The organism is Prevotella sp. KH2C16, assembly GCF_900113305.1.
In the GTDB taxonomy this organism is placed as follows: domain Bacteria; phylum Bacteroidota; class Bacteroidia; order Bacteroidales; family Bacteroidaceae; genus Prevotella.
In genome coordinates this window covers 21,315-40,367 of sequence record NZ_FOOW01000015.1, presented here as the reverse complement: position 1 = coordinate 40,367, position 19,053 = coordinate 21,315, and the positions used below count along the sequence as shown (strand labels likewise).

The 19,053-nt window shown below is 53.6% G+C and carries 19 protein-coding genes; 7 read left to right on the top strand and 12 right to left on the bottom strand.

Annotated features, from left to right (window positions below):
* The first annotated feature begins 339 nt into the window (after nt 1-339).
* Nucleotides 340-2,208 (top strand): beta-L-arabinofuranosidase domain-containing protein, encoded by a 1,869-nt coding sequence (locus tag BM114_RS10070; RefSeq protein WP_092113047.1) that lies wholly within the window; start codon nt 340-342, stop codon nt 2,206-2,208.
* 175 nt (nt 2,209-2,383) lie between these two features.
* Here the strand turns inward: BM114_RS10070 and BM114_RS10065 are convergent, their stop codons facing one another.
* From BM114_RS10065 to BM114_RS10055, 3 genes are all read right to left on the bottom strand, one after another.
* Nucleotides 2,384-3,544, bottom strand: coding sequence for an acyltransferase family protein (locus BM114_RS10065; RefSeq protein WP_092113044.1), 1,161 nt, complete (start codon nt 3,542-3,544; stop codon nt 2,384-2,386).
* Between the two features lie 161 nt (nt 3,545-3,705).
* Nucleotides 3,706-3,942, bottom strand: a complete 237-nt coding sequence (locus BM114_RS10060) for a hypothetical protein (RefSeq protein WP_092113041.1) — start codon at nt 3,940-3,942, stop codon at nt 3,706-3,708.
* A 209-nt stretch (nt 3,943-4,151) separates the two neighbouring features.
* Nucleotides 4,152-4,403: a cytochrome C gene (locus BM114_RS10055; protein WP_255406486.1), complete on the bottom strand. Its 252-nt coding sequence runs from the start codon at nt 4,401-4,403 to the stop codon at nt 4,152-4,154.
* A gap of 246 nt (nt 4,404-4,649) precedes the next feature.
* On the opposite strand from BM114_RS10055, the gene BM114_RS10050 reads away from it, so the two are divergent.
* Together BM114_RS10050 and BM114_RS10045 are read left to right on the top strand one after the other, a co-directional pair.
* Nucleotides 4,650-5,831, top strand: coding sequence for a phosphoribosylaminoimidazolecarboxamide formyltransferase (locus BM114_RS10050; protein WP_092113037.1), 1,182 nt, complete (start codon nt 4,650-4,652; stop codon nt 5,829-5,831).
* Nucleotides 5,832-5,852: 21 nt separating this feature from the next.
* Nucleotides 5,853-6,044, top strand: coding sequence for a hypothetical protein (locus tag BM114_RS10045; RefSeq protein ID WP_092113035.1), 192 nt, complete (start codon nt 5,853-5,855; stop codon nt 6,042-6,044).
* 152 nt (nt 6,045-6,196) lie between these two features.
* Here the strand turns inward: BM114_RS10045 and BM114_RS10040 are convergent, their stop codons facing one another.
* The 5 genes from BM114_RS10040 to hpt are packed head-to-tail and all read right to left on the bottom strand — an operon-like array spanning nt 6,197 to nt 10,408.
* On the bottom strand, nt 6,197-7,315 hold the full coding sequence (locus BM114_RS10040; protein ID WP_255406485.1) for a M23 family metallopeptidase: 1,119 nt from the start codon (nt 7,313-7,315) through the stop codon (nt 6,197-6,199).
* Between the two features lie 21 nt (nt 7,316-7,336).
* The gene (gene pgeF, locus BM114_RS10035) at nt 7,337-8,116 is read right to left on the bottom strand and encodes a peptidoglycan editing factor PgeF (RefSeq protein WP_092113032.1); all 780 of its coding nucleotides are present in this window, start codon (nt 8,114-8,116) and stop codon (nt 7,337-7,339) included.
* On the bottom strand, nt 8,109-9,281 hold the full coding sequence (gene obgE / locus BM114_RS10030) for a GTPase ObgE (RefSeq protein ID WP_092113030.1): 1,173 nt from the start codon (nt 9,279-9,281) through the stop codon (nt 8,109-8,111). Before obgE ends, pgeF begins: the two co-directional genes overlap by 8 nt.
* Nucleotides 9,282-9,294: 13 nt before the next feature.
* The gene (locus BM114_RS10025; RefSeq protein ID WP_092113104.1) at nt 9,295-9,867 is read right to left on the bottom strand and encodes an adenylate kinase; all 573 of its coding nucleotides are present in this window, start codon (nt 9,865-9,867) and stop codon (nt 9,295-9,297) included.
* Nucleotides 9,868-9,871: 4 nt separating this feature from the next.
* Complete coding sequence (gene hpt / locus BM114_RS10020; RefSeq protein ID WP_092113028.1) at nt 9,872-10,408, bottom strand: hypoxanthine phosphoribosyltransferase; 537 nt, start codon at nt 10,406-10,408, stop codon at nt 9,872-9,874.
* 92 nt (nt 10,409-10,500) lie between these two features.
* On the opposite strand from hpt, the gene BM114_RS10015 reads away from it, so the two are divergent.
* The 3 genes from BM114_RS10015 (at nt 10,501) to BM114_RS14395 (ending at nt 13,307) form a co-directional block, all read left to right on the top strand.
* Complete coding sequence (locus tag BM114_RS10015; protein ID WP_092113025.1) at nt 10,501-12,018, top strand: NAD(P)H-hydrate dehydratase; 1,518 nt, start codon at nt 10,501-10,503, stop codon at nt 12,016-12,018.
* A 15-nt stretch (nt 12,019-12,033) separates the two neighbouring features.
* Nucleotides 12,034-13,080, top strand: a complete 1,047-nt coding sequence (locus tag BM114_RS10010; RefSeq protein ID WP_092113023.1) for a DUF4831 family protein — start codon at nt 12,034-12,036, stop codon at nt 13,078-13,080.
* A 62-nt stretch (nt 13,081-13,142) separates the two neighbouring features.
* Nucleotides 13,143-13,307 (top strand): hypothetical protein, encoded by a 165-nt coding sequence (locus tag BM114_RS14395; protein ID WP_177207090.1) that lies wholly within the window; start codon nt 13,143-13,145, stop codon nt 13,305-13,307.
* 196 nt (nt 13,308-13,503) lie between these two features.
* Here BM114_RS14395 and BM114_RS10005 read toward each other — a convergent pair whose 3' ends face one another.
* From BM114_RS10005 to BM114_RS09995, 3 genes are all read right to left on the bottom strand, one after another.
* The gene (locus tag BM114_RS10005) at nt 13,504-14,517 is read right to left on the bottom strand and encodes a class II fructose-bisphosphate aldolase (protein WP_092113020.1); all 1,014 of its coding nucleotides are present in this window, start codon (nt 14,515-14,517) and stop codon (nt 13,504-13,506) included.
* Nucleotides 14,518-14,704: 187 nt separating this feature from the next.
* Entirely contained in the window at nt 14,705-15,904 is a 1,200-nt protein-coding gene (locus tag BM114_RS10000) for a sugar MFS transporter (RefSeq protein WP_092113017.1), read from the bottom strand.
* Between the two features lie 64 nt (nt 15,905-15,968).
* The gene (locus BM114_RS09995) at nt 15,969-16,664 is read right to left on the bottom strand and encodes an MIP/aquaporin family protein (RefSeq protein WP_092113014.1); all 696 of its coding nucleotides are present in this window, start codon (nt 16,662-16,664) and stop codon (nt 15,969-15,971) included.
* Nucleotides 16,665-16,858: 194 nt separating this feature from the next.
* On the opposite strand from BM114_RS09995, the gene BM114_RS14390 reads away from it, so the two are divergent.
* The gene (locus tag BM114_RS14390) at nt 16,859-17,092 is read left to right on the top strand and encodes a hypothetical protein (RefSeq protein WP_177207089.1); all 234 of its coding nucleotides are present in this window, start codon (nt 16,859-16,861) and stop codon (nt 17,090-17,092) included.
* Here BM114_RS14390 and BM114_RS09990 read toward each other — a convergent pair.
* Complete coding sequence (locus tag BM114_RS09990) at nt 17,050-18,822, bottom strand: MutS-related protein (protein ID WP_092113011.1); 1,773 nt, start codon at nt 18,820-18,822, stop codon at nt 17,050-17,052. The genes BM114_RS14390 and BM114_RS09990 overlap by 43 nt on opposite strands.
* Nucleotides 18,823-19,053 lie beyond the last annotated feature (231 nt).

Genomic DNA, 19,053 nt, shown 5'->3' with positions numbered 1-19,053 from the left:
TCTCTTTAGTTTCCCTGCTGCCGCCGGAAACGGCAAAAGCCCGGTTTCACAGATGCGGCAACCGCCTCTTGGCTGCGCAGAAGCCCTCTTCCGCGAGTCGGTATACAGTCATCCGTGAGCACGAAAGCGATTTTCCGCCTTTGTTTCTACGGCTGAAACAAAGTGTTTCAACAGCTGAAACAAGATGTTTCAATGACTGAAACACGCCCTAAAAGCCATATATCATCCTGCTGAAGGCGACAAGTTTGCGCAACAAAAGCCGCCCTCAGGGGGCAAAAAGAGCGGGAAAGCTTGCACGGACAGCCGCTTTTGAGTATCTTTGCCGAAAACTAAAGTATCATGAAACATCTACTCAGAGACCTCTTCCTGACGGCCATGACGGTTTGTGCCACCGCAGCAAGCGGACAGGCCATCAAGGTAAACGATGTGTTCGAGCCGCTCGCCGACGGCCAGGTCCAGCTCACCAACTATTTCCAGAACGACATTCTGAACAGCATAGAGCACTGGAACAAGGGCGTGGTGCCCTACCGCAAGCTCATGGACTTCTATGTAAACGGCGCGCCGAAGTTCGCCCTCGGCGAGATGTGGGCCAAGGCCGTGCGCAGCGGTTCGATGCTTTATGGATACACGCACGACGCCGAGTTGAAAGCCATTCTCGAGCAGACGGTCGAGGAAGTGTTCGGAGTAGTGCGCAGCAACGGTACCATTGCCACCGTCCCCCCCGACAAGCAGCCCTACGGAAAGGGAGGCGACATGTGGGAGCGAAAGTATGTCTTGCTCGGCCTAAGCCGGTATTACACCCATGTAAAGCAGGATCCGCGCGTCCTGAAGCTCATGGTCGACGAGGCCAACAGCATTGTCGACCAGATAGGCTATGCCCCGAAGACCCGCATGACCACGCAGGGCTGGAGCCGCAACGGCATCGAGTCGTTCACCGTCATGGAACCCATGATGCGCATGTATCAACTCACCGGCGACAAGAAATACCTCGACTTCTGCACCTATCTCATCAAGGAGGGCGGATGCAAGGGTGCCGACCTGTTTCAGGAAGCCTTCGACAATGTGCTGCCGCGCAAGATGGGAGCCGGCTATCCCAAGGCCTACGAGATGCTTTCCCTCTTCGAGGGTGCCGTGGAATACTATCGCTGTACGGGCGACGAGCGCATCCGCACGGCCTTCATGAACCTCTTCGAGAACATCAAGAAGCGGGAAATCACCCTCATCGGAAACGGGGGAGCCGACCAGCCTTACTATCCGAAATGGAACGGCGAGGCATGGGACGACACCGCCTTGGAACAGACCAATCCCAACATCAAGCGGATGATGGAGACCTGCGCGGGCGTTACCTGGATGAAGCTCTGCAGCCAGATACTGCGCATCACGGGTGAGCCGTCGGCCGTGGACTATATCGAGAAATACATCTACAACGGCCTCCTTGGAGCCATGAAGCCGGGCGGCGACGGATTCAGCTATGTGAACCTGCTCAACGGACGCAAGGTTACCGACTCGGGATGGGGCACGAACATCGACGGACTGCCCGTTACCTGCTGCAACCTGAGCGGCCCCATGGGGCTGGCCTACATTCCCTTCGTGGCCTCCATGCAGAGCAAGGAGGGACCCGTGGTAAACCTCTACAATGCCGCCCACATCACTGCCAAGACCCGGAAAGGCAGGGAGATGAAGTTTCGCATCGACTCCGACTTCCCATATAATAGCAAGGTGTCGATAGAACTCACGGAGCTGAAGGGCGAGAAGTTCGTCTTCCGCCTCCATATTCCTGCCTGGAGCGAGAAGACGAGGGTGAGCGTAAACGGCCGTCCCATAGAGAATGCCGTGGCAGGAAAGTATCTCGCCATCGACCGCAAATGGAAGAAAGGCGACCGGATAGAGCTCACACTCGACATGAAGGCAAGGCTCATCCCGGCTCCTCACGGCAGCAATCCCGCCGGATGGAACTATGAAGCCGTAACCTATGGCCCCATCGTGCTGGCCCGGGACGAGAACATAGACCCTGACTACAATAAACCCGTGAAGATAAAAGCCGATGCCAACGGCGAGGTGAAGCTCACGCCCGTCAAGCCGCAGAAGTCCGGCACACGCATGGAGTTTCTTGTGCCCACAACCACGGGCAGCATCCACATGGTGGACTATTCGTCGGTAGACGGATGGCAGGGCAAGCAAATCTGCACCTGGATGCCCAAGGAATAAAAGAACAACCCCCTCACCCTACACGACTCTTTCCCCTTCCGTGCATCATCCGGCAGCAAGCCGCAGACACAGAAGGGGAAAAAAGTTTCGTCATACACAGCGCACAAAGAAATCGGAAGACATGAAAAAACGGGCGGGAATCCGTCAACCGGAAATCCTGCGCCCGGCAAAAGGCTTACACCTTTATGTATATCTTCTTCTTGTAGAGAATATACCCCACCATGCCGTTCAGCAACACGAACAACAGGGCATAGCCCACGCTGCCGCCATAATTGCCGAAGACGGGAGCCATAAGGCTCTGATAGAGCCAGTCGTGAATGCTGGGAGAACCGGCCACAGGCACATAGACAAAGGTGAACAGCACCGCCATCACGCCCGACAGGGCATAGAGGAAGAGTGGATTTACGCCAAACACCTGGAACGGGAAGCTCCACCGGTGCCACCCGCGCCCGTCGATCACCCAGGCCAACAATGCCAACAGGCTCGATGCCAGCCCGCAAGTGAAGAGAGAGAATGTGGGAGTCCATATCTTCTTGCTGATCGGACAGCCGTAACTCAGCAGCATGCCGGCCAGCAGAAGGACGGTGCCATAGACAAAAAGAACCTCGATGCGCTCTGCCAGACTGGCCTTCGTCATGGCCAGACGAGCCGCACAGAAGCCCAACAGCACATGAGCCACACTGGGAATGGTGCCTAACAGTCCTTCGGGGTCTATGATATCGCCGTCCCAAAGGTGATTGGCACCCATCACGGCCACATCAAAGCGATAGAGCACGCTTTCCTGCGAATTCACGAAGCCATTGCCCACAAGCAAGATGCAAAAGTAGACTGCAAACAGAGCGGCCGCTATCCAGAGCAGACGACGGGAGCGCATTGTCAGAATGATAAATGCCGAGAGGCCATAGGCCAAGGCCAGACGCTGTAACACACCCATGATGCGAAGGTGGGAAAAATCGAAGGCCGACTGAAACAGACGCTGGAAGAAGCCCAGCCCACTATCGGCCGAACCCACCCAGCCGTCGACGAATATCCACATCCAAGTGAGCAGAAGTCCGATAAGGAAGATGAGAATCGTGCGCCTGACAACCTTCCATGCCGACGACGGCGTCAGCCGGAAGTCGAACTTCCGCAACGACAGGAACATGGAAAAGCCCATGATAAACATGAAGAAAGGAAACACCATGTCGGTGGGCGTAACGCCTATCCACTCGGCATGCTCCAAGGGAGCGAAGATATATTGCCCGCTTCCCGGGTTGTTAACCAGTATCATACCTGCAATGGTGATGCCTCTCAGCACATCGAGCGCTAAGATGCGAGAGTTGGTTTCCTTTGTCATATCCAATGGTTTTTAGGGTTGGTTACAGTCTGGAAAAGGCTGTCGCAGAGGCATGGAATATTGTATTTCCCGGGCTTCAAACGCTCTGCTTGGAGCCTGAGGCCCCCCTCTCTTGCCAAAAAGGCGATGCGCATTCGTCGCAAATACCGATACCCGAGTCCTTATTTCTTTGCAGACACGGGGTCGTCCTCATAGTTGAGCGAGGCATCCCCTTCCCCGCGGAGGGCTTCCTGAAGGTCATCCCATGTCTGGAAGCCCGTAAGCAAAGCCAGCCGATCGAGTGTCTCGCCTGACAGATGCTTGTGATTTCTCACCCAATGCCAGAGTTTCCGGGTATCAAGATGCTGTCCAAAATCATGCCCCCATTTGTCAAGAAGTCTCTTCAATTCGTGCTCCATACCAACGAACCTTTCTTATTTGTCTGCAAAATTACATAAAATCTGATTATCCTCGGCAAATTTTCCTAATATTTTTTGCACCCTCTGCGCGAAAAATTGATTGACGGCCTGAAGCCCAGTAGCCGGAGAAAAAAGAAGCTCCGACCATAAATGGACGGAGCACGACAGTCGATCTCCAAAAGCAGAGATACCCTGTAGTCTTGATATGGTTATTCTTCGCCCGGCATAAAGCCGCCCTCCTTGGCACCGGAAACGCCTGGACCCCCTCCCGTGTCATCATGTATCGGACCAGTTTCCGGCCACTTAGAACCCTCGCCGCCAATGTCATAACCCGCAGATGTGTCGCCCGAGCCGGCAGCCAGCGCCTTCTCGAAGGCCACTTCAACCTCTTCGATTTTTGGTTTAAGATACTTTTGTTTCATTTCCTTTTGTTCTTTGTAAATACTAATTATTATTTTCATGGCGAGCTATGATGACATCGCCTATCCTGATAAGTCTCTTCCTGTAATCCTGTTTTTTACGGTGGAAGCATAAAGAATGCAGTTGCAAAGATAAGGGAAATCACTCTTACCCCCCATCCGTTAAGTTTTATTAACAAACATTATGTTCTTTTGTTTGCTCATCCGTTATCTTAATCTTTCCCGGAAGGTGCCGATTTCACTTTTTTTAGTATCTTTGCAGACACTAAAAGATAATTTTCGACTCACATGAAAGAACTTTCCCTTAAGTACGGGTGCAACCCGAATCAGAAGCCCTCACGCATTTTCATGGAAGAGGGCGAACTCCCCCTTGAAATTCTCAATGGCCGGCCGGGATACATCAACTTCCTCGACGCCCTCAACTCATGGCAACTGGTAAAGGAACTGAAGGCTGCCACGGGGCTTCCTGCAGCCGCCTCATTCAAGCATGTGAGCCCGGCAGGAGCCGCGGTAGGGCTTCCCCTGAACGACACGCTTAGGAAAATCTACTTCGTAGACGACATAGACTTTGAGCTTACACCCATCGCCAATGCCTATGCCCGCGCCCGAGGAGCCGACCGCATGTGCTCGTACGGCGATTTCGTGGCACTCTCCGACACCTGCGACAAGGCCACCGCCCTGCTCATCAAACGAGAGGTGAGCGACGGCGTGATAGCTCCGGACTTCACCTCCGAAGCCCTCGAAATCCTGAAGGAGAAGCGTAAGGGCACCTATAATGTCATCAAAATCGATCCGGAATACAGACCCTGTCCCGTGGAACGCAAGCAGGTGTTCGGCATAACCTTTGAGCAAGGGCGAAACGAAGTCCGCCTCGACGACGACGCCTTGTTCGAAGACATCCCTACGCAGAACAAGACCTTCACCCCGGAAGCCAAGCGCGACCTCATCATCAGCCTCATCACGCTGAAGTATACGCAGAGCAACTCCGTGTGTTATGTAAAGGACGGACAGGCCATCGGCATCGGTGCGGGACAGCAGAGCCGCATCCACTGCACCCGCCTGGCCGGCAACAAGGCCGACACATGGTGGCTGCGCCAGAATCCGAAGGTCATGACCCTGCCTTTCAAACCGGGTATCCGCCGCGCCGACAGAGACAATACCATCGACCTGTATATCGGCGACGAGAGCGAGGATGTGTTGCGCGAGGGTGCATGGCAGCAGTTCTTCACCGAGAAGCCGGAGCCCCTGACTCCGGAAGAGAAGAAGGCTTGGATAGCCCGGAACACGAATGTGGCCCTCGGCAGCGACGCTTTCTTCCCGTTCGGCGACAACATCGAGCGCGCTCACAAGAGTGGTGTGAAATACATCGCGCAGGCCGGAGGTTCCATCCGCGACGACCATGTCATCGACACTTGCGATAAATATGGCATCGCCATGGCATTCACCCATGTGCGGCTTTTCCATCATTAAGACAACTCCATACCATTCAATATGAGCGAGATTGACGATATTATCGAGGGCGGCATCGTCTTCAAGGGAGCACCGAAAGGAGGCCCCAAGGACGAAAAGGTGAAGACCAAGGCCAAGAAAAAGAAGTATATCACAGGTGCGCACGGCTCCGGTTCAGCACGGCAGAAGGCCAAATACCGTGAACAGCGCGCCAACCGGCATAAAGGGAAATAAGGAATGCTACTCCCGTCCATGGCCTCTCACCCTATAACGGGCGGGGAGAGGCGATAGTCCCAATTACTGTCCGCCACAAAAATAGCGGCTACCTGCATCACAGGTAGCCGCTATTTGTTTGACAGGTTGTATCCGAGGATTTCCCCAAAAGCCTACTTCTCTGCCTTGACTGCTCCTCCTTTAACAACCAAGGTGTGAGGACGGAGCTGCTTCGTAGCATGGTTAAAGAGCTGGGAAGGATTGAAACGCTTGCCACGGAAGACGGCCTCGAAATGCAGATGAGCTGTCGTGGCACGCCCCGTGCGCCCCGTCAGGCCGATGACTTCACCGGCTTTTACCTTCTGGCCCTTTCTCACATAATTGCGCGACTGATGACTATAGTGGGTCTCCAAACCGTTGGGATGCCTGATGATGATATAGTTTCCATACCCGTGATACAGGCAAGACATTGTTACCTCGCCGTCGAAAGCGGCATAAATCTTGTCGTTGGGCTTCGTCTTTAGGTCTACACCCGTATGCATGCGGCGACCCCGATAGCCGTAGTCGCTGATCACCTTGCATCCCGGCAACGGATAGGCCCACTCATGCTCCTTCAGTTTTCGGAGGTCGAGACGGTTTGTCGTGTTGGGATTCGATGCCGTATATCCCTTCTCCTCGGCCTTCTCCTTTCTGGAAACAGCCACGGCTATGCGGTTTCCCGACTTCCGGAAAATCACTTCCTGCTTGCGAAGCCGATGGCTGGCAAGCTCTATCAGTGTCTCCGGGTTGATGCGCCCGCCATTCACCATAATGGCAAATGTACAGAAGACACGGCCTTCCCTACCTCCCACAATGGCAATAGACTGCCCGGCCTTGACGCTCTGCCCTACCTTCACGAGATTCTCGGCATTATCTCCATAGACCGTTTCCAGTCCGTTGGAATGACGAATCACGATGACATTGCCAAACTTTCCGTCCTTACGGGAAAAACGGACAACTCCGTCGAACATCGCCTTTACGACATCTCCTTTCTTCGTGGTAATCCTCAAATTGGCATTTCCACCCTCAAGTTCAGCCTTCCCTACAGGAAGCGGAAAACTGTATTCATTGCTCCCGAGGGCACCGAAATCGACGCTGAAAGCATTGGAACGACTGAAGAGTCCCGGCGTTTCAATGCTAATCTGTTGTTGCTCTGCCGGTGTGAAAGTATCCTTTACTGGTGCAAACGACGACATCATCACGATGATTACGCCGCAGGCCATTAGGCTTCTTGTCTTGTTTCTTTTCTTCATTTCAGGTTCTGAGTTTGCGTCCTATCTAATCATAATCGCAGTGAAAATCCTCCCCGATGCGATGCCTAACCGACGGGCAGAGAAATAATCATCAACATGAGAGTATGTGCACACACCCGCCATCTGGATATTCTGTGAGCTCACGCCCATGTCTATCAACTGAATGCGACAGCATTCCGGCAGGTCAATGTGCCATTTTTCATATTTTCGGGCCACACGGGACATGTCAAATCCCGCACCGGCAAATTCTTCATATACTTCATCTCCCACCTCGAAGTTCTCGAGCGAGATACCCGGACCGATAACGGCCTTGAGATTATGGGCATCCACATGAAACTGGGCGCCCATCTCCCTGACGGCTTTCGCCACAATGCCCCTTACCGTTCCCCGCCATCCTGAATGCAACGCACCAACAGCATGGTGCTCTTCATCGTAAAGCAAGACGGGAATGCAATCGGCCGTTGACACCCCGATGCAGACTCCCTGCATATCGGTCAGTATACCGTCGACCCCGTCAAGCCACTCTTGCCTTTGCTCTATAGGCAGGGAAAAGAAGTCCGTATGAATCTTGCGAATCTCCGCTCCATGGGTTTGGTGCGGCAAGAGAATGCGGTCGGACTGGATTCCAAGCTCGACGACAAGGGCTTCCCTGTTCTCGCTGACGGCCTCAAGGGTGTCGCCGCAATAGGGATTGATGTTGAATTCACCATAGCTGTCCTTGCTCACGCCGCCATGCCGAGTCGTGGAAAACGCCGTTACGCCGTTACCTATATTATAAAAGGTGAGCCGGGGACTAATCATCGGCCTCGTTTTCCTCGTACTCGAAGTCGTCGAGGTCTTCTATATCTTCCTCGTCGACGAACTCAATCGCCCCGTCTTCACCCTCATCATGCAATTCCGCAGCAAAGTTCCCCATGTCCTTATCACGATGTACGAGCGTGTCTTCGGCCGTAATTTCCTGTAACTTATTACTCTCGCTATTCAGCTCTTTCCAAAGAATGTCCTTGAGTTCATTCAATCCCTTTCCGGTTACCGACGAGATGAAGACGACCGGCAAATCAGTCGGAAGGGTTTCCCGAAGCATCTCTATCAGTTCATCATCCAGCAAATCGCACTTCGTGACGGCAAGTACACGGTGCTTGTCAAGCATTTCCGGATTGAACTTCTTTAGTTCGTTGAGCAGGATTTCATATTCCTTCCTGATGTCATCCGTATCGCCCGGCACCATGAAGAGCAACAGCGAGTTGCGCTCTATGTGCCGTAGGAATCGAAGGCCAAGCCCCTTTCCCTCGCTCGCTCCTTCGATAATGCCCGGAATATCGGCCATGACAAACGACTGGCGATCGTGATATGCGACAATTCCCAGCGACGGTTCGAGCGTTGTAAAGGGATAATTGGCTATCTTGGGACGCGCACTCGACAGCGTCGAAAGCAGCGTCGACTTTCCCGCATTGGGGAATCCAACGAGTCCTACATCGGCCAGAAGCTTCAGCTCCAGTATGACGGTCATCTCCTCCATAGGTTCTCCGGGCTGCGCATAGCGGGGTGCCTGATTGGTTGCCGAGCGGAACTGGAAGTTGCCCAGGCCGCCGCGACCTCCCTTGAGGAGCACCACTTCCTGGCCGTCGTAGGTAACATCGCAGACATATTTGCCGGTCTCGGCATTATACACCACCGTCCCGCACGGCACATCAATATACTGATCCTTGCCGTCAGTGCCGTGGCGCTTGTCGCGGGCACCGTTCCCCCCGTGCTCCGCATACACATGACGCTGGTACTTCAGATGGAGCAGAGTCCAATAGTTATGATTGCCCCGGAGGATAATACTTCCCCCGTGGCCGCCGTCGCCGCCGTCAGGCCCGCCGTTCGGCTGATACTTTATATGGCGCAGATGCATCGAACCTCTGCCCCCCTTGCCGGATCGGCAGTAGATTTTCACATAGTCTACGAAATTGGATTCTGCCATTCTGCCCAGACGATTACAGATTATCGATTACATGGCAGATGTCGCCGAAGATGCGGTCGAGTTCTCCAAAACCGTCTATATGATAATGGATGCCCTCCTTCTCATACCACTCTATGAGGGGAGCGGTCTGGCTATGATAGACATTCAGACGCTTCTTGATGGTCTCCTCGTTATCGTCTGAGCGACCGCTCTGCTGCCCTCGGAGCACCAGTCGCTTCATCAGCTCCTCCTCGGGGACATCGAGCTCTATCATGGCTGCCACCTTGTGGCCGCGCTCAGCCAGCATCTTCTTCAGAGCCTCAGCCTGGGGAATCGTGCGGGGGAAGCCGTCGAAGATAACGCCTTCATGCTCCTTGCCGAACCCGTCGTAGACGCTTGCCAGAATGTCAATCATCAACTCGTCGGGAATGAGCTGCCCCTGATCGATATATCCCTTGGCCGTCTTACCGAGTTCCGTACCGTTCTTAATCTCACTGCGCAGCACATCTCCCGTGGAGATATGTCCGAAACCATATTGAGCAATCATCTTGTCGCTCTGTGTGCCCTTGCCTGAGCCCGGTGCACCGAAAATAACTATATTCTTCATCATCTTATTCTATAATCTTGTAAATATCCCTTAGATTGCGCCCCTGCTGGTCATAGTCGAGCCCATAGCCCACGATGAAGTCGTTGGGAATCTCCATGGCGGCATACTCTATATTCAAGGGCACCTGGAGCTTGTCGGGCTTGACGAGCAGCGAGCATATGTGCAACGAGGCCGGCTCACGCGTACCCAGCGTCTCCAGCATGCGTTTCATGGTCAAACCCGTATCCACAATATCCTCCACGATAACCACATGACGCCCGTGAAGCTCCTCGGTAACACCGAAAATCTCCTTTACTTCTCCCGTAGAAGCCGTCCCCTGATAAGAGGCGAGCTTGACAAACGAGATTTCCGAGGGAATCGTGATGTAGCGCATCAGGTCGGCTGCGAACACAAAGGAACCGTTCAGCACGGCAAGAAACAGAGGGGTTTTGCCGGCCATATCCCTGTTCAACTTCTCCGCAACGGCCTTGACGCGCTGCTGAATCTCGCTCTCGGGGATAAAAGTCTTAAAGGTTTTGTCCTTGATTTTAACGATGCTCATAAGGCTATTTTAAATACATTTGTTGCAAAATTACAAAAAATATGCCAAACAAGCATGATTGTTTAGCATTAATTTCGTATTTTTGCAGAGACATGAAGATTTTCACAGGCGCTCAAATACGCGAGCAGGACACATATACAATGGAACATGAGCCGATCCGGGGGATTGACTTGATGGAGCGTGCGGCAAAGGCCATCACCTTTGCCATCTGTTCTGAATGGACCAGCCGGACACCTGTCGTCGTCTTTGCCGGACCCGGAAACAACGGAGGCGACGCCCTTGCCGTTGCACGACAGCTGGCAGAGCAGGGATACAAGGTCTGCGTCTATCTCTTCAACATCCACGACCGCCTCTCGGAAGACTGCGAAACCAACCGGCAGAGACTCATCGACAACAAGAAGGTGAGCATCTTCAAGGAAATCAAGGTAGATTTCGACCCGCCGACGCTGGACGCCGACACGCTCGTCGTGGACGGCCTCTTCGGCTCCGGACTGAACAAGCCCCTGGCCGGAGGGTTTGCCTCTCTGGTGAAATACATCAACCAGAGCCCCTCGAAAGTCGTGAGCATCGACCTCCCGTCAGGGCTGATGACCGAAGACAACACCTACAACATCCGGGCAAACATCATCCGGGCCGACCTCACCCTGACGCTCCAGCAGAAAAAGCTGGCCATGCTCCTGGCCGATAACCAGGCCTATCTCGGCAAGGTAAAGGTGCTCGACATCCGACTTTCGGAAGAGTTTACCAGAAAAACCGATGCCCCCTATTGCATTCAGGAGGAAAACGAAATCCGCCCGATGCTGCTGCCCCGCGACGACTTCGCCCACAAGGGGACGATGGGCAGCGCCCTCATCATTGCCGGCAGCTACGGCATGTCGGGGGCTGCAGTCCTGGCCACGCGAGCTTGTCTGCGCTCCGGGGCGGGTAAGGCTACGGTGCATACACCCAAGAAAAACTACAACATCATGCAGATAGCCGTCCCCGAGGCGGTGATGCAGATGGACCGGGAGGAGACTTACTTCTCCGAACCCGTGGACACCGACGACTTCGACGCCCTCGCCATAGGGCCGGGACTTGGCCACCACGAGAACACCGCCATCGCCATGATTGCCCAGCTGCGACGCACGCAATGCCCGATCGTCGCCGACGCCGACGCGCTGAACATACTTGCCAACCACCGCGCGTGGATGCAGCAGTTGCCCAAAGGCATTATCCTGACGCCGCATCCCAAGGAGTTCGACCAGCTCTCCGGCAGCACGAGCAACGGATGCTACGAACGGCTGATGAAAGCACGCGACCTGGCAGAACATCTTCAGGGATACATCATCTTAAAGGGACACTTCTCAGCCTTGTGTCTGCCCGACGGAAAAATCATCTTCAATCCGACAGGCAACTCCGGCATGGCCACGGCCGGGAGCGGAGATGTGCTCACGGGCATCATCTGCGGACTGCTCGCCCGCGGCTACAAGCAGAAAGAGGCTTGCCAGATGGGCATGTACCTGCACGGCCTCGCCGGCGACCTGGCTGTCAGGGAGACCGGAAAGGAGAGCCTTGTGGCCAGCGACCTCATCACCTATCTGCCACAGGCTTTCAAACGACTGAACGACTAAACAAAACGACTGAAAATGAAAAAGATATTCCTCACCCTTACGGGATTGTTCTTCCTCTTGGGCCTGCAGGCGCAGCAGCCTATGGCAGGCACCACCTATTATCTTCCAAAGACCGTCCTGAGGTTTTCCCTCTTAGTAGAAAAGACCACCTACACACCCGGTCAGTTCGCCGCCTATGCCGGCAAATACCTCAAGAAGATGGATGTACGGCTGGAGCCCTCCACCACCTATCGCATCGCAGCCATCCGCATGACCCCCACGGCCATGCCGGATTCGGCCAAGCAATATTCCCTTGTGCTCGACAAGAAACTTAGCATCTCCGAGGTCGACAGAGACCCCAGCGGCATCCTGCTGGCCATCAACGCAAAGGGGAAAGGCACCGAGGAGCCGGAGCCTTTCAGTCCTGCGCCCCAGAAACCGCTGCCCAATCCGCGCGACTACATGAACGAAGACATCCTCACGGCGGGAAGCACGGCCAAGATGGCGCAACTCTGCGCCCAGGATATCTACGAGATTCGAGACAGCCGCGCACAGCTTTCCCGCGGACAGGCCGACTTCATGCCCAAGGACGGAGCACAGCTCAAGATCATGATGGACAACCTCGACACACAGGAGGCAGCCCTCCTGCAGACCTTCGAAGGCACCACGCGCAGGGACACGACGGAAACAATCCTCACCTTCATCCCTACCAGAACCGTGGACAAACAGCTCTTCTTCCGATTCTCGAAATGGACGGGCATCACCGATACCGACGACTTGGGCGGTGCTCCTTATTATATTAGCATCGCCGACGAGCAGAATATTCCAGAGAACGCCCCTGCCACGGGAGACGAGAAAAAGAGCAAGGACGACTTCGGACTGAATGTAAACATTCCCGACAAAATCAAGGTTAGCCTTTATAAAGACGGACAGCCGCTGGACAGCTATGAGGTATGGGCCGGCCAATTCGGCAAGACCGAGAACCTGAGCAGCGAGCTTTTCGGCAAGAAAACGACGACCCGACTGCTTCTGAACCCGCTTACGGGCAGTATCGAAAAAATAGAAAGCGAGATGCTGAAATAAGCAGCGACACCTGCCAGGACAAGGTTTCATGCCCTGCATGCTTCTTCGTGAGCACGCAGGGCATGATTATATTGCGCCAAGCCGAAGGCAGGATTCCCCACGAGAAGCAGAGAGACGAGGCAGCCACATCATCTGAAAGCCCGTTCCTCTGCAGCCTCCTGGATCGGCAGTGGCACTTTACCTCCACATTACCAGTAAGTGGTAATGCTGTTACCAGCCGTTGGTAATATTGTTACCAGCTGTTGGTAATGTCATTACCAGCCATTGGTAACAATTAGGCAAACCGTCCTGCCGACCGTCTTCCTTATCCTCCCAACATGCGGGAAGCCAAAGACAGAAGACGGGAAAGGCGGGAATCCGTCTTACGACAGTTCCCGCCTTTCTTCCATTCAGTTTATTATCTGCCTGACCCTAATGGCCTGATTAGTCCAGATTAGCCAACTTGTTGTCGCTCCCGAGCACATCGGTAATCTTGTGCTTGTAGAGGTCGATCATATAGTTGCGAGCCACCTTGCCATACTGGCGCGGGTCGAAGTAGTCAGGATGCTCAGCCAGAGTCTCACGGACACCTGCCGTGTAAGCCAGACGAGAGTCAGAGTCAATGTTGATCTTGCAAACAGCACTCTTGGAAGCCTCACGAAGCTGCTCCTCTGGAATGCCTACTGCGTTAGGCAGGTTGCCGCCGAACTTGTTGATGATGTCTACATACTCCTGTGGAACGGATGAAGAACCGTGGAGCACGATGGGGAATCCAGGGAGCTTCTTCTCGATCTCGTGGAGCACATCGAATGCCAATGGAGGAGGAACCAGACGCCCCGTCTTCGGATCGCGGGTGCACTGCTCCGGGGTAAACTTATATGCGCCGTGAGAGGTACCGATAGAGATAGCGAGCGAATCGCAGCCCGTACGGGTAGCGAAGTCGATCACTTCCTCCGGCTTCGTATAGTGAGACTCCTCGGCAACGACCTCGTCCTCAACACCTGCAAGCACGCCGAGCTCTGCCTCAACGGTTACATCATGCTGGTGAGCATACTCTACTACCTGCTTGGTCAGGGCGATATTCTCCTCGTAAGGAAGAGCTGAGCCGTCGATCATAACAGAAGAGAAGCCCATGTCTACGCAGCTCTTGCAGAGCTCGAAGCTGTCTCCGTGATCAAGATGGAGAACGATTTCAGGATGGTTACATCCCAGTTCCTTCGCATATTCCACAGCGCCTTCAGCCAAATAACGAAGAAGCGTAGCGTTTGCATAGTTACGCGCACCCTTGGAAACCTGCAGGATAACCGGCGACTTCAACTGAGAAGAAGCCGTAACGATAGCCTGAAGCTGCTCCAGGTTATTGAAGTTGAATGCCGGGATGGCGTAACCACCGTCTACGGCTCTCTTGAACATCTCGCGTGTATTTACGAGACCTAATTCTTTGTAACTAACTGCCATAATTCTAAAAATGATTTATTATTGAAACTTTCTTTTCTTACCTGATGCAAAATTACTACTTTTATTTCGTTTCTCAAAGCCCATGCGAGTTTAATAATGCTGCAAACAAGTTAAAAAGTTTTATATTCCTTGAATATCAGGAAATATCTTCGTTTTTTGCAAAACATAGTTTGCAATCCTGCACCCACTATCTTTCCCTTATGATCCTCACGGCATAAGCCATCACGACAAGAAACCCCAACAGCGGAACCAGGAAGGGAAGCAGCAGGCTGCCACCGTCGGCCATCCACCCCATCAGGAGGAATCCGCAGCCTCCTACCGGTGTCATCATCAGCAGGGAGGCCGCGCTCTTGGTGAGGTTTCCAAGTCCCTTGAGGGTAAGGGAGAAGATAGTGGGGAACATGATGGCCTCGAAGAGATAGACGGCAACCAGTGCAACCATGGAGAGCCGCCCCAAACCGGAAAGCACGAGACCCGTGCAGACCACCGTACCCGTGGCACACAGGAGGAGCATTCGTTCCGGACGGACAGTTTTCATGATCCAACTACCGAGGAAGCGACCTATCATGAAGAAAGCCAGAGCACAGGTCAGGACGACGGAAGCGAGGTTGTCGTCCATCCAATCCATCCCCGTTACGAAGTTGATAAAATAGCTGTTGATGGAAATTTCGGCCACCTCATAGGACAGCAGGGCTACCAGACCGAAGACGAAGAGCGGCCGACGGAAGAGCTCCGAGAGATTCCGAAATCCACCAGCAGGGGATTCTGCCTCATCGTACACGATTTCCGGCAGTTCCGCCCGCGAGAAGACCAAGGCTATCAGGAGGACAATCACTCCCAGGACCGTATAGGGCAGCGCCACATTTCCCGCCTCACTACCGCCCTGGAAGAAAAACTGCCCCACCACGAAGGTGGCAGACAAGGAGCCTAACCCATTGAACGACTGCGAAAGATTGAGGCGGCTCGCGGCGGTGGACTTCGGTCCCAGTTCCGTAACATACGGGTTGGCCGCCGTCTCAAGGAATACGAGACCGCAGCCGATGATGAACAGCGCAAGGAGAAAAGCCTGGAAACTGCCCATCCACGCACCGGGGATGAACAGCAGGGAACCAATCGCAAACAACAGCAGCCCCAGCACCACGCCTCGTCGATAGCCCCGCCGGTTAATAAAAAGCCCCGCCGGTATCGCCATCAGGAAATAACCCAGGAAGGTGGTTACCTGAATCAACGACGACTGGGTGATGGAGATGCCCATCTCGTTTTGCAGATGCTTGTTGAGCACATCGAGGATGGCGCGGGCAAATCCCCAAAGGAAAAAGAGGGCCGTAATCAGCACGAAAGGCAACAGGAAACGCCTCTCCGTCAGTCTGTTCTGGTCTTTTCTCATCTATAAAGACAAAATATGGGGGCATCTGTTACAATACCCCCATGTCTGAAAAACTTCTTGTATTTTACTTCTCAGCCTTCTCTGGATCGATGATCTTCCAGATAAGAGCGGCAAGGGCGCCGCCTACCAACGGACCTACGATGAAGATCCAGAGATTAGTGAGAGCCGTGCCACCCTGGAAGAGAGCCGGACCGATGGAGCGGGCAGGGTTCACAGAGGTGCCTGTATAGCGGATACATGCCAGGTGGACAAGCACTAAGGTAAGGCCGATAGCCAGTCCTGCGAAGTTGTTTGTCGCTCCGTTTGTCTTGGCTGTAGCACCGAGAACAACGAGAACGAATACGCAAGTGAAGAAAATCTCTGCCAGGAGACCGCCCAGCACACTGATGGTCTGAGCCTCGTTGATGGCCTGCAGGTCATTGGCACCTGTCCCCACGAGCCCCGCGCTTGATGTGATGAGATAGAGAACGGCTGCGCCGATGACACCGCCGATTACCTGGGAAATCATGTAACTGCAGGCTTCCTTCCAACTCATACGCCCACTCAACGCAACACCGAAAGTGATGGCGGGATTGATATGGCACCCGCTGATACCACCAATGGTATAAGCCATCGCAACAACCGACAGACCGAAGGCCAAAGCGGTAGCGATTACCGAAGCCTGATCTGCCACAGGATTACAACCTACAGACACGGCAACGCCGCATCCCATCAATACCAGCACCATCGTGCCGACCATTTCTGCTAAATACTTTTTCATTTTTTTATATATTAAAGTAACATAATTTCTGTTTTCCCGAGACGATTGCGCGCCCTTCATGTCAAGCATATAACGCGCCCGGAAAGATTTTATTGCGCTAAGAACCCATACTTGTATTTACAATTGCAAATATAATTAAAAAATGAATAGGCTGCAACATTTCGGACTAAAAAAATCAAACTTTCTGACAATTTATGGAATTCCGCACAAGCGAGGGCGGCCTGCAAGCTGACGGCAAGCCCCGCACCACAAAACCGGAAGCCGTCATTCTCCTGACAAAATCGGCGAATTTGTCCCACGAAATCGGCGAGATTGTCGCACAAAATCGGCGATTTTGTAAAACTCCTGACGGCCGGAAAGAAAACACAAGGCCACTTCCGGAAGCTTACGAGACGGCACTCTCGTCGAGCATCTGCCGCAACAGATAGGTGGCATTCTGGTTCCGGGCAACCCCTGGGGTAATCTTATAAGAATAGGTAACCGACTCGCCAAGGCCTATCTCGAAGCAAAAGTTATGGAAGCGCGCACTTTCCATCTTCGAAAGTTCCAGGTCGTGCGTGGCAATGATGCCGGAAACATGCCTGCGGGAGATGTATTCCAGAAAGAGACGCGACCCGTTGAGCTTGTCCAGGGAGTTGGTGCCCCTGAGGATTTCATCGAGTATCACGAGCGTGGCTCCCGTTGGCGGAAGGTTCTCTATCAGCTGCCTGAGGCGTAACAGCTCGGCATTGAAATAGCTGATGCCGTGTGCAAGGTTGTCGGTAGTGCGCATGCTGCTGAAAAGGCAGTAGCGCGACACCTTGAGCCGATCGGCAAACACCGGCATTCCATTCCGTGCCAGCACATAGTTGACGCCGACGGCACGCAGGAAAGTGCTCTTTCCCGCCATGTTGGCTCCTGTGATAATATAATAATGGTTGTCGCCTATCGTGAAATCGTTGCTGATGGCCTTCTCGCCCAAGAACGGATGGCGGAGCCCATGAGCCTCATAGACCAGCTCGTCGGAATCCAGCACCTCGGCATAGGAAGTTTGTGGATGATTATAACGGAAGGTGGCCATCGATACCAGGACGTCTATCTCGCTCATGGCGTCTATCCATTCTCCCATACGCCCCACATAGGCATCCTGCCACCTGATGAGCTTACGGACGAGGAAAATATCACTCAGGAACAGGGCATCCAGCAAGAAAAGCCCCAGCACATTGCCCCTGCGGTCGAGCATTCTCACGATCTTGTCGAGTTCGGCAAACGACCCCAAGGCCTCATCCAACTGCTGAAAGAACACACGGCTGCCGTCAGGGACCTCGGCAAGGGTACTGCTATGACGCATCAGAAGCAACAGCCGAGAGACGGAACGCTCCAGGACATCGGCCGATGAGCCGATACGCTTCAGCCATTTGGACGAAAGGAGGAAGACAAACAGGAATTGCACCGAGCCCCACAGGAACGGGACACCGGCTTCGACAACGCCGAAAACCGACAACGCTATCACTCCCCAGAAGGCAAGGACGAGAATACATGCTGACAGAAAAGCGGCCTTGGAGCCGAAAACAGGCGGCATGTCCACTTCCTGCATCCGATGCACCGACTCCAGAATTGTGCCTGTGTCAATCCGCCCTTGCTGACGGAAGGAGATGAACCGCGCCCTCCATGCTTCCTCCCTGCTGAGAGCTTCTATGGCTTCAGCCTGATAGCGTATGCGGGCAAACGACAGATAGTCTGCCAACCGGTTGCTCCCGCCGGTGGTAACACAGCGGCTCATGCGGTTGAAAAGCGACTCTTTCCCGAATATATCCAGGTCGTAGGTGAACGGATGACGGCTGTCGACATACCTTTCTCCCGCGTCGAAACACCCGAAGTGCCCCTGCCCTGCTTCCAACTCGTCGAGATAGACCTGACGCAAATCGGTCAGGGAGGAGATATTGGAATTGTTGCGGGCATCCGCATAGCGGACAAAGAAGTAAAGCAGAAGCGACAAAACCGACAAGGCAAGAAGCCACTCGCCAAGGTCTATGAGGGTATAAAGTACGAGGAATGCCACAAATGCAAAGAAGAGGAGCAGCTCACCCGTCAGCAGTCCCCGGCTCCTGCGGCGCAAAGACGCAATCTCAAGAGCCAACCGCTCTGCCTGCGTTGTATAATAAGCTTTATTTGCCATAATGTTAACTCTGTTTCCGAATCAGCCTGCCCGCAGCCTATCCTCTCGTGCCCTATGGCCAGGAAGATGCTCCGGGGACTTCATCGTGAATTGCAAAGGTAAACGATTTCTTCAGATTTCCTCGTATCAGATTTCACAAAAAAGCATAAAAAAAGGACTCCGCTGAGTCCCAATCTTTGTTAACCTTAAATCTAATACCATGAAAAACACGATGCAAAGATATACATTATT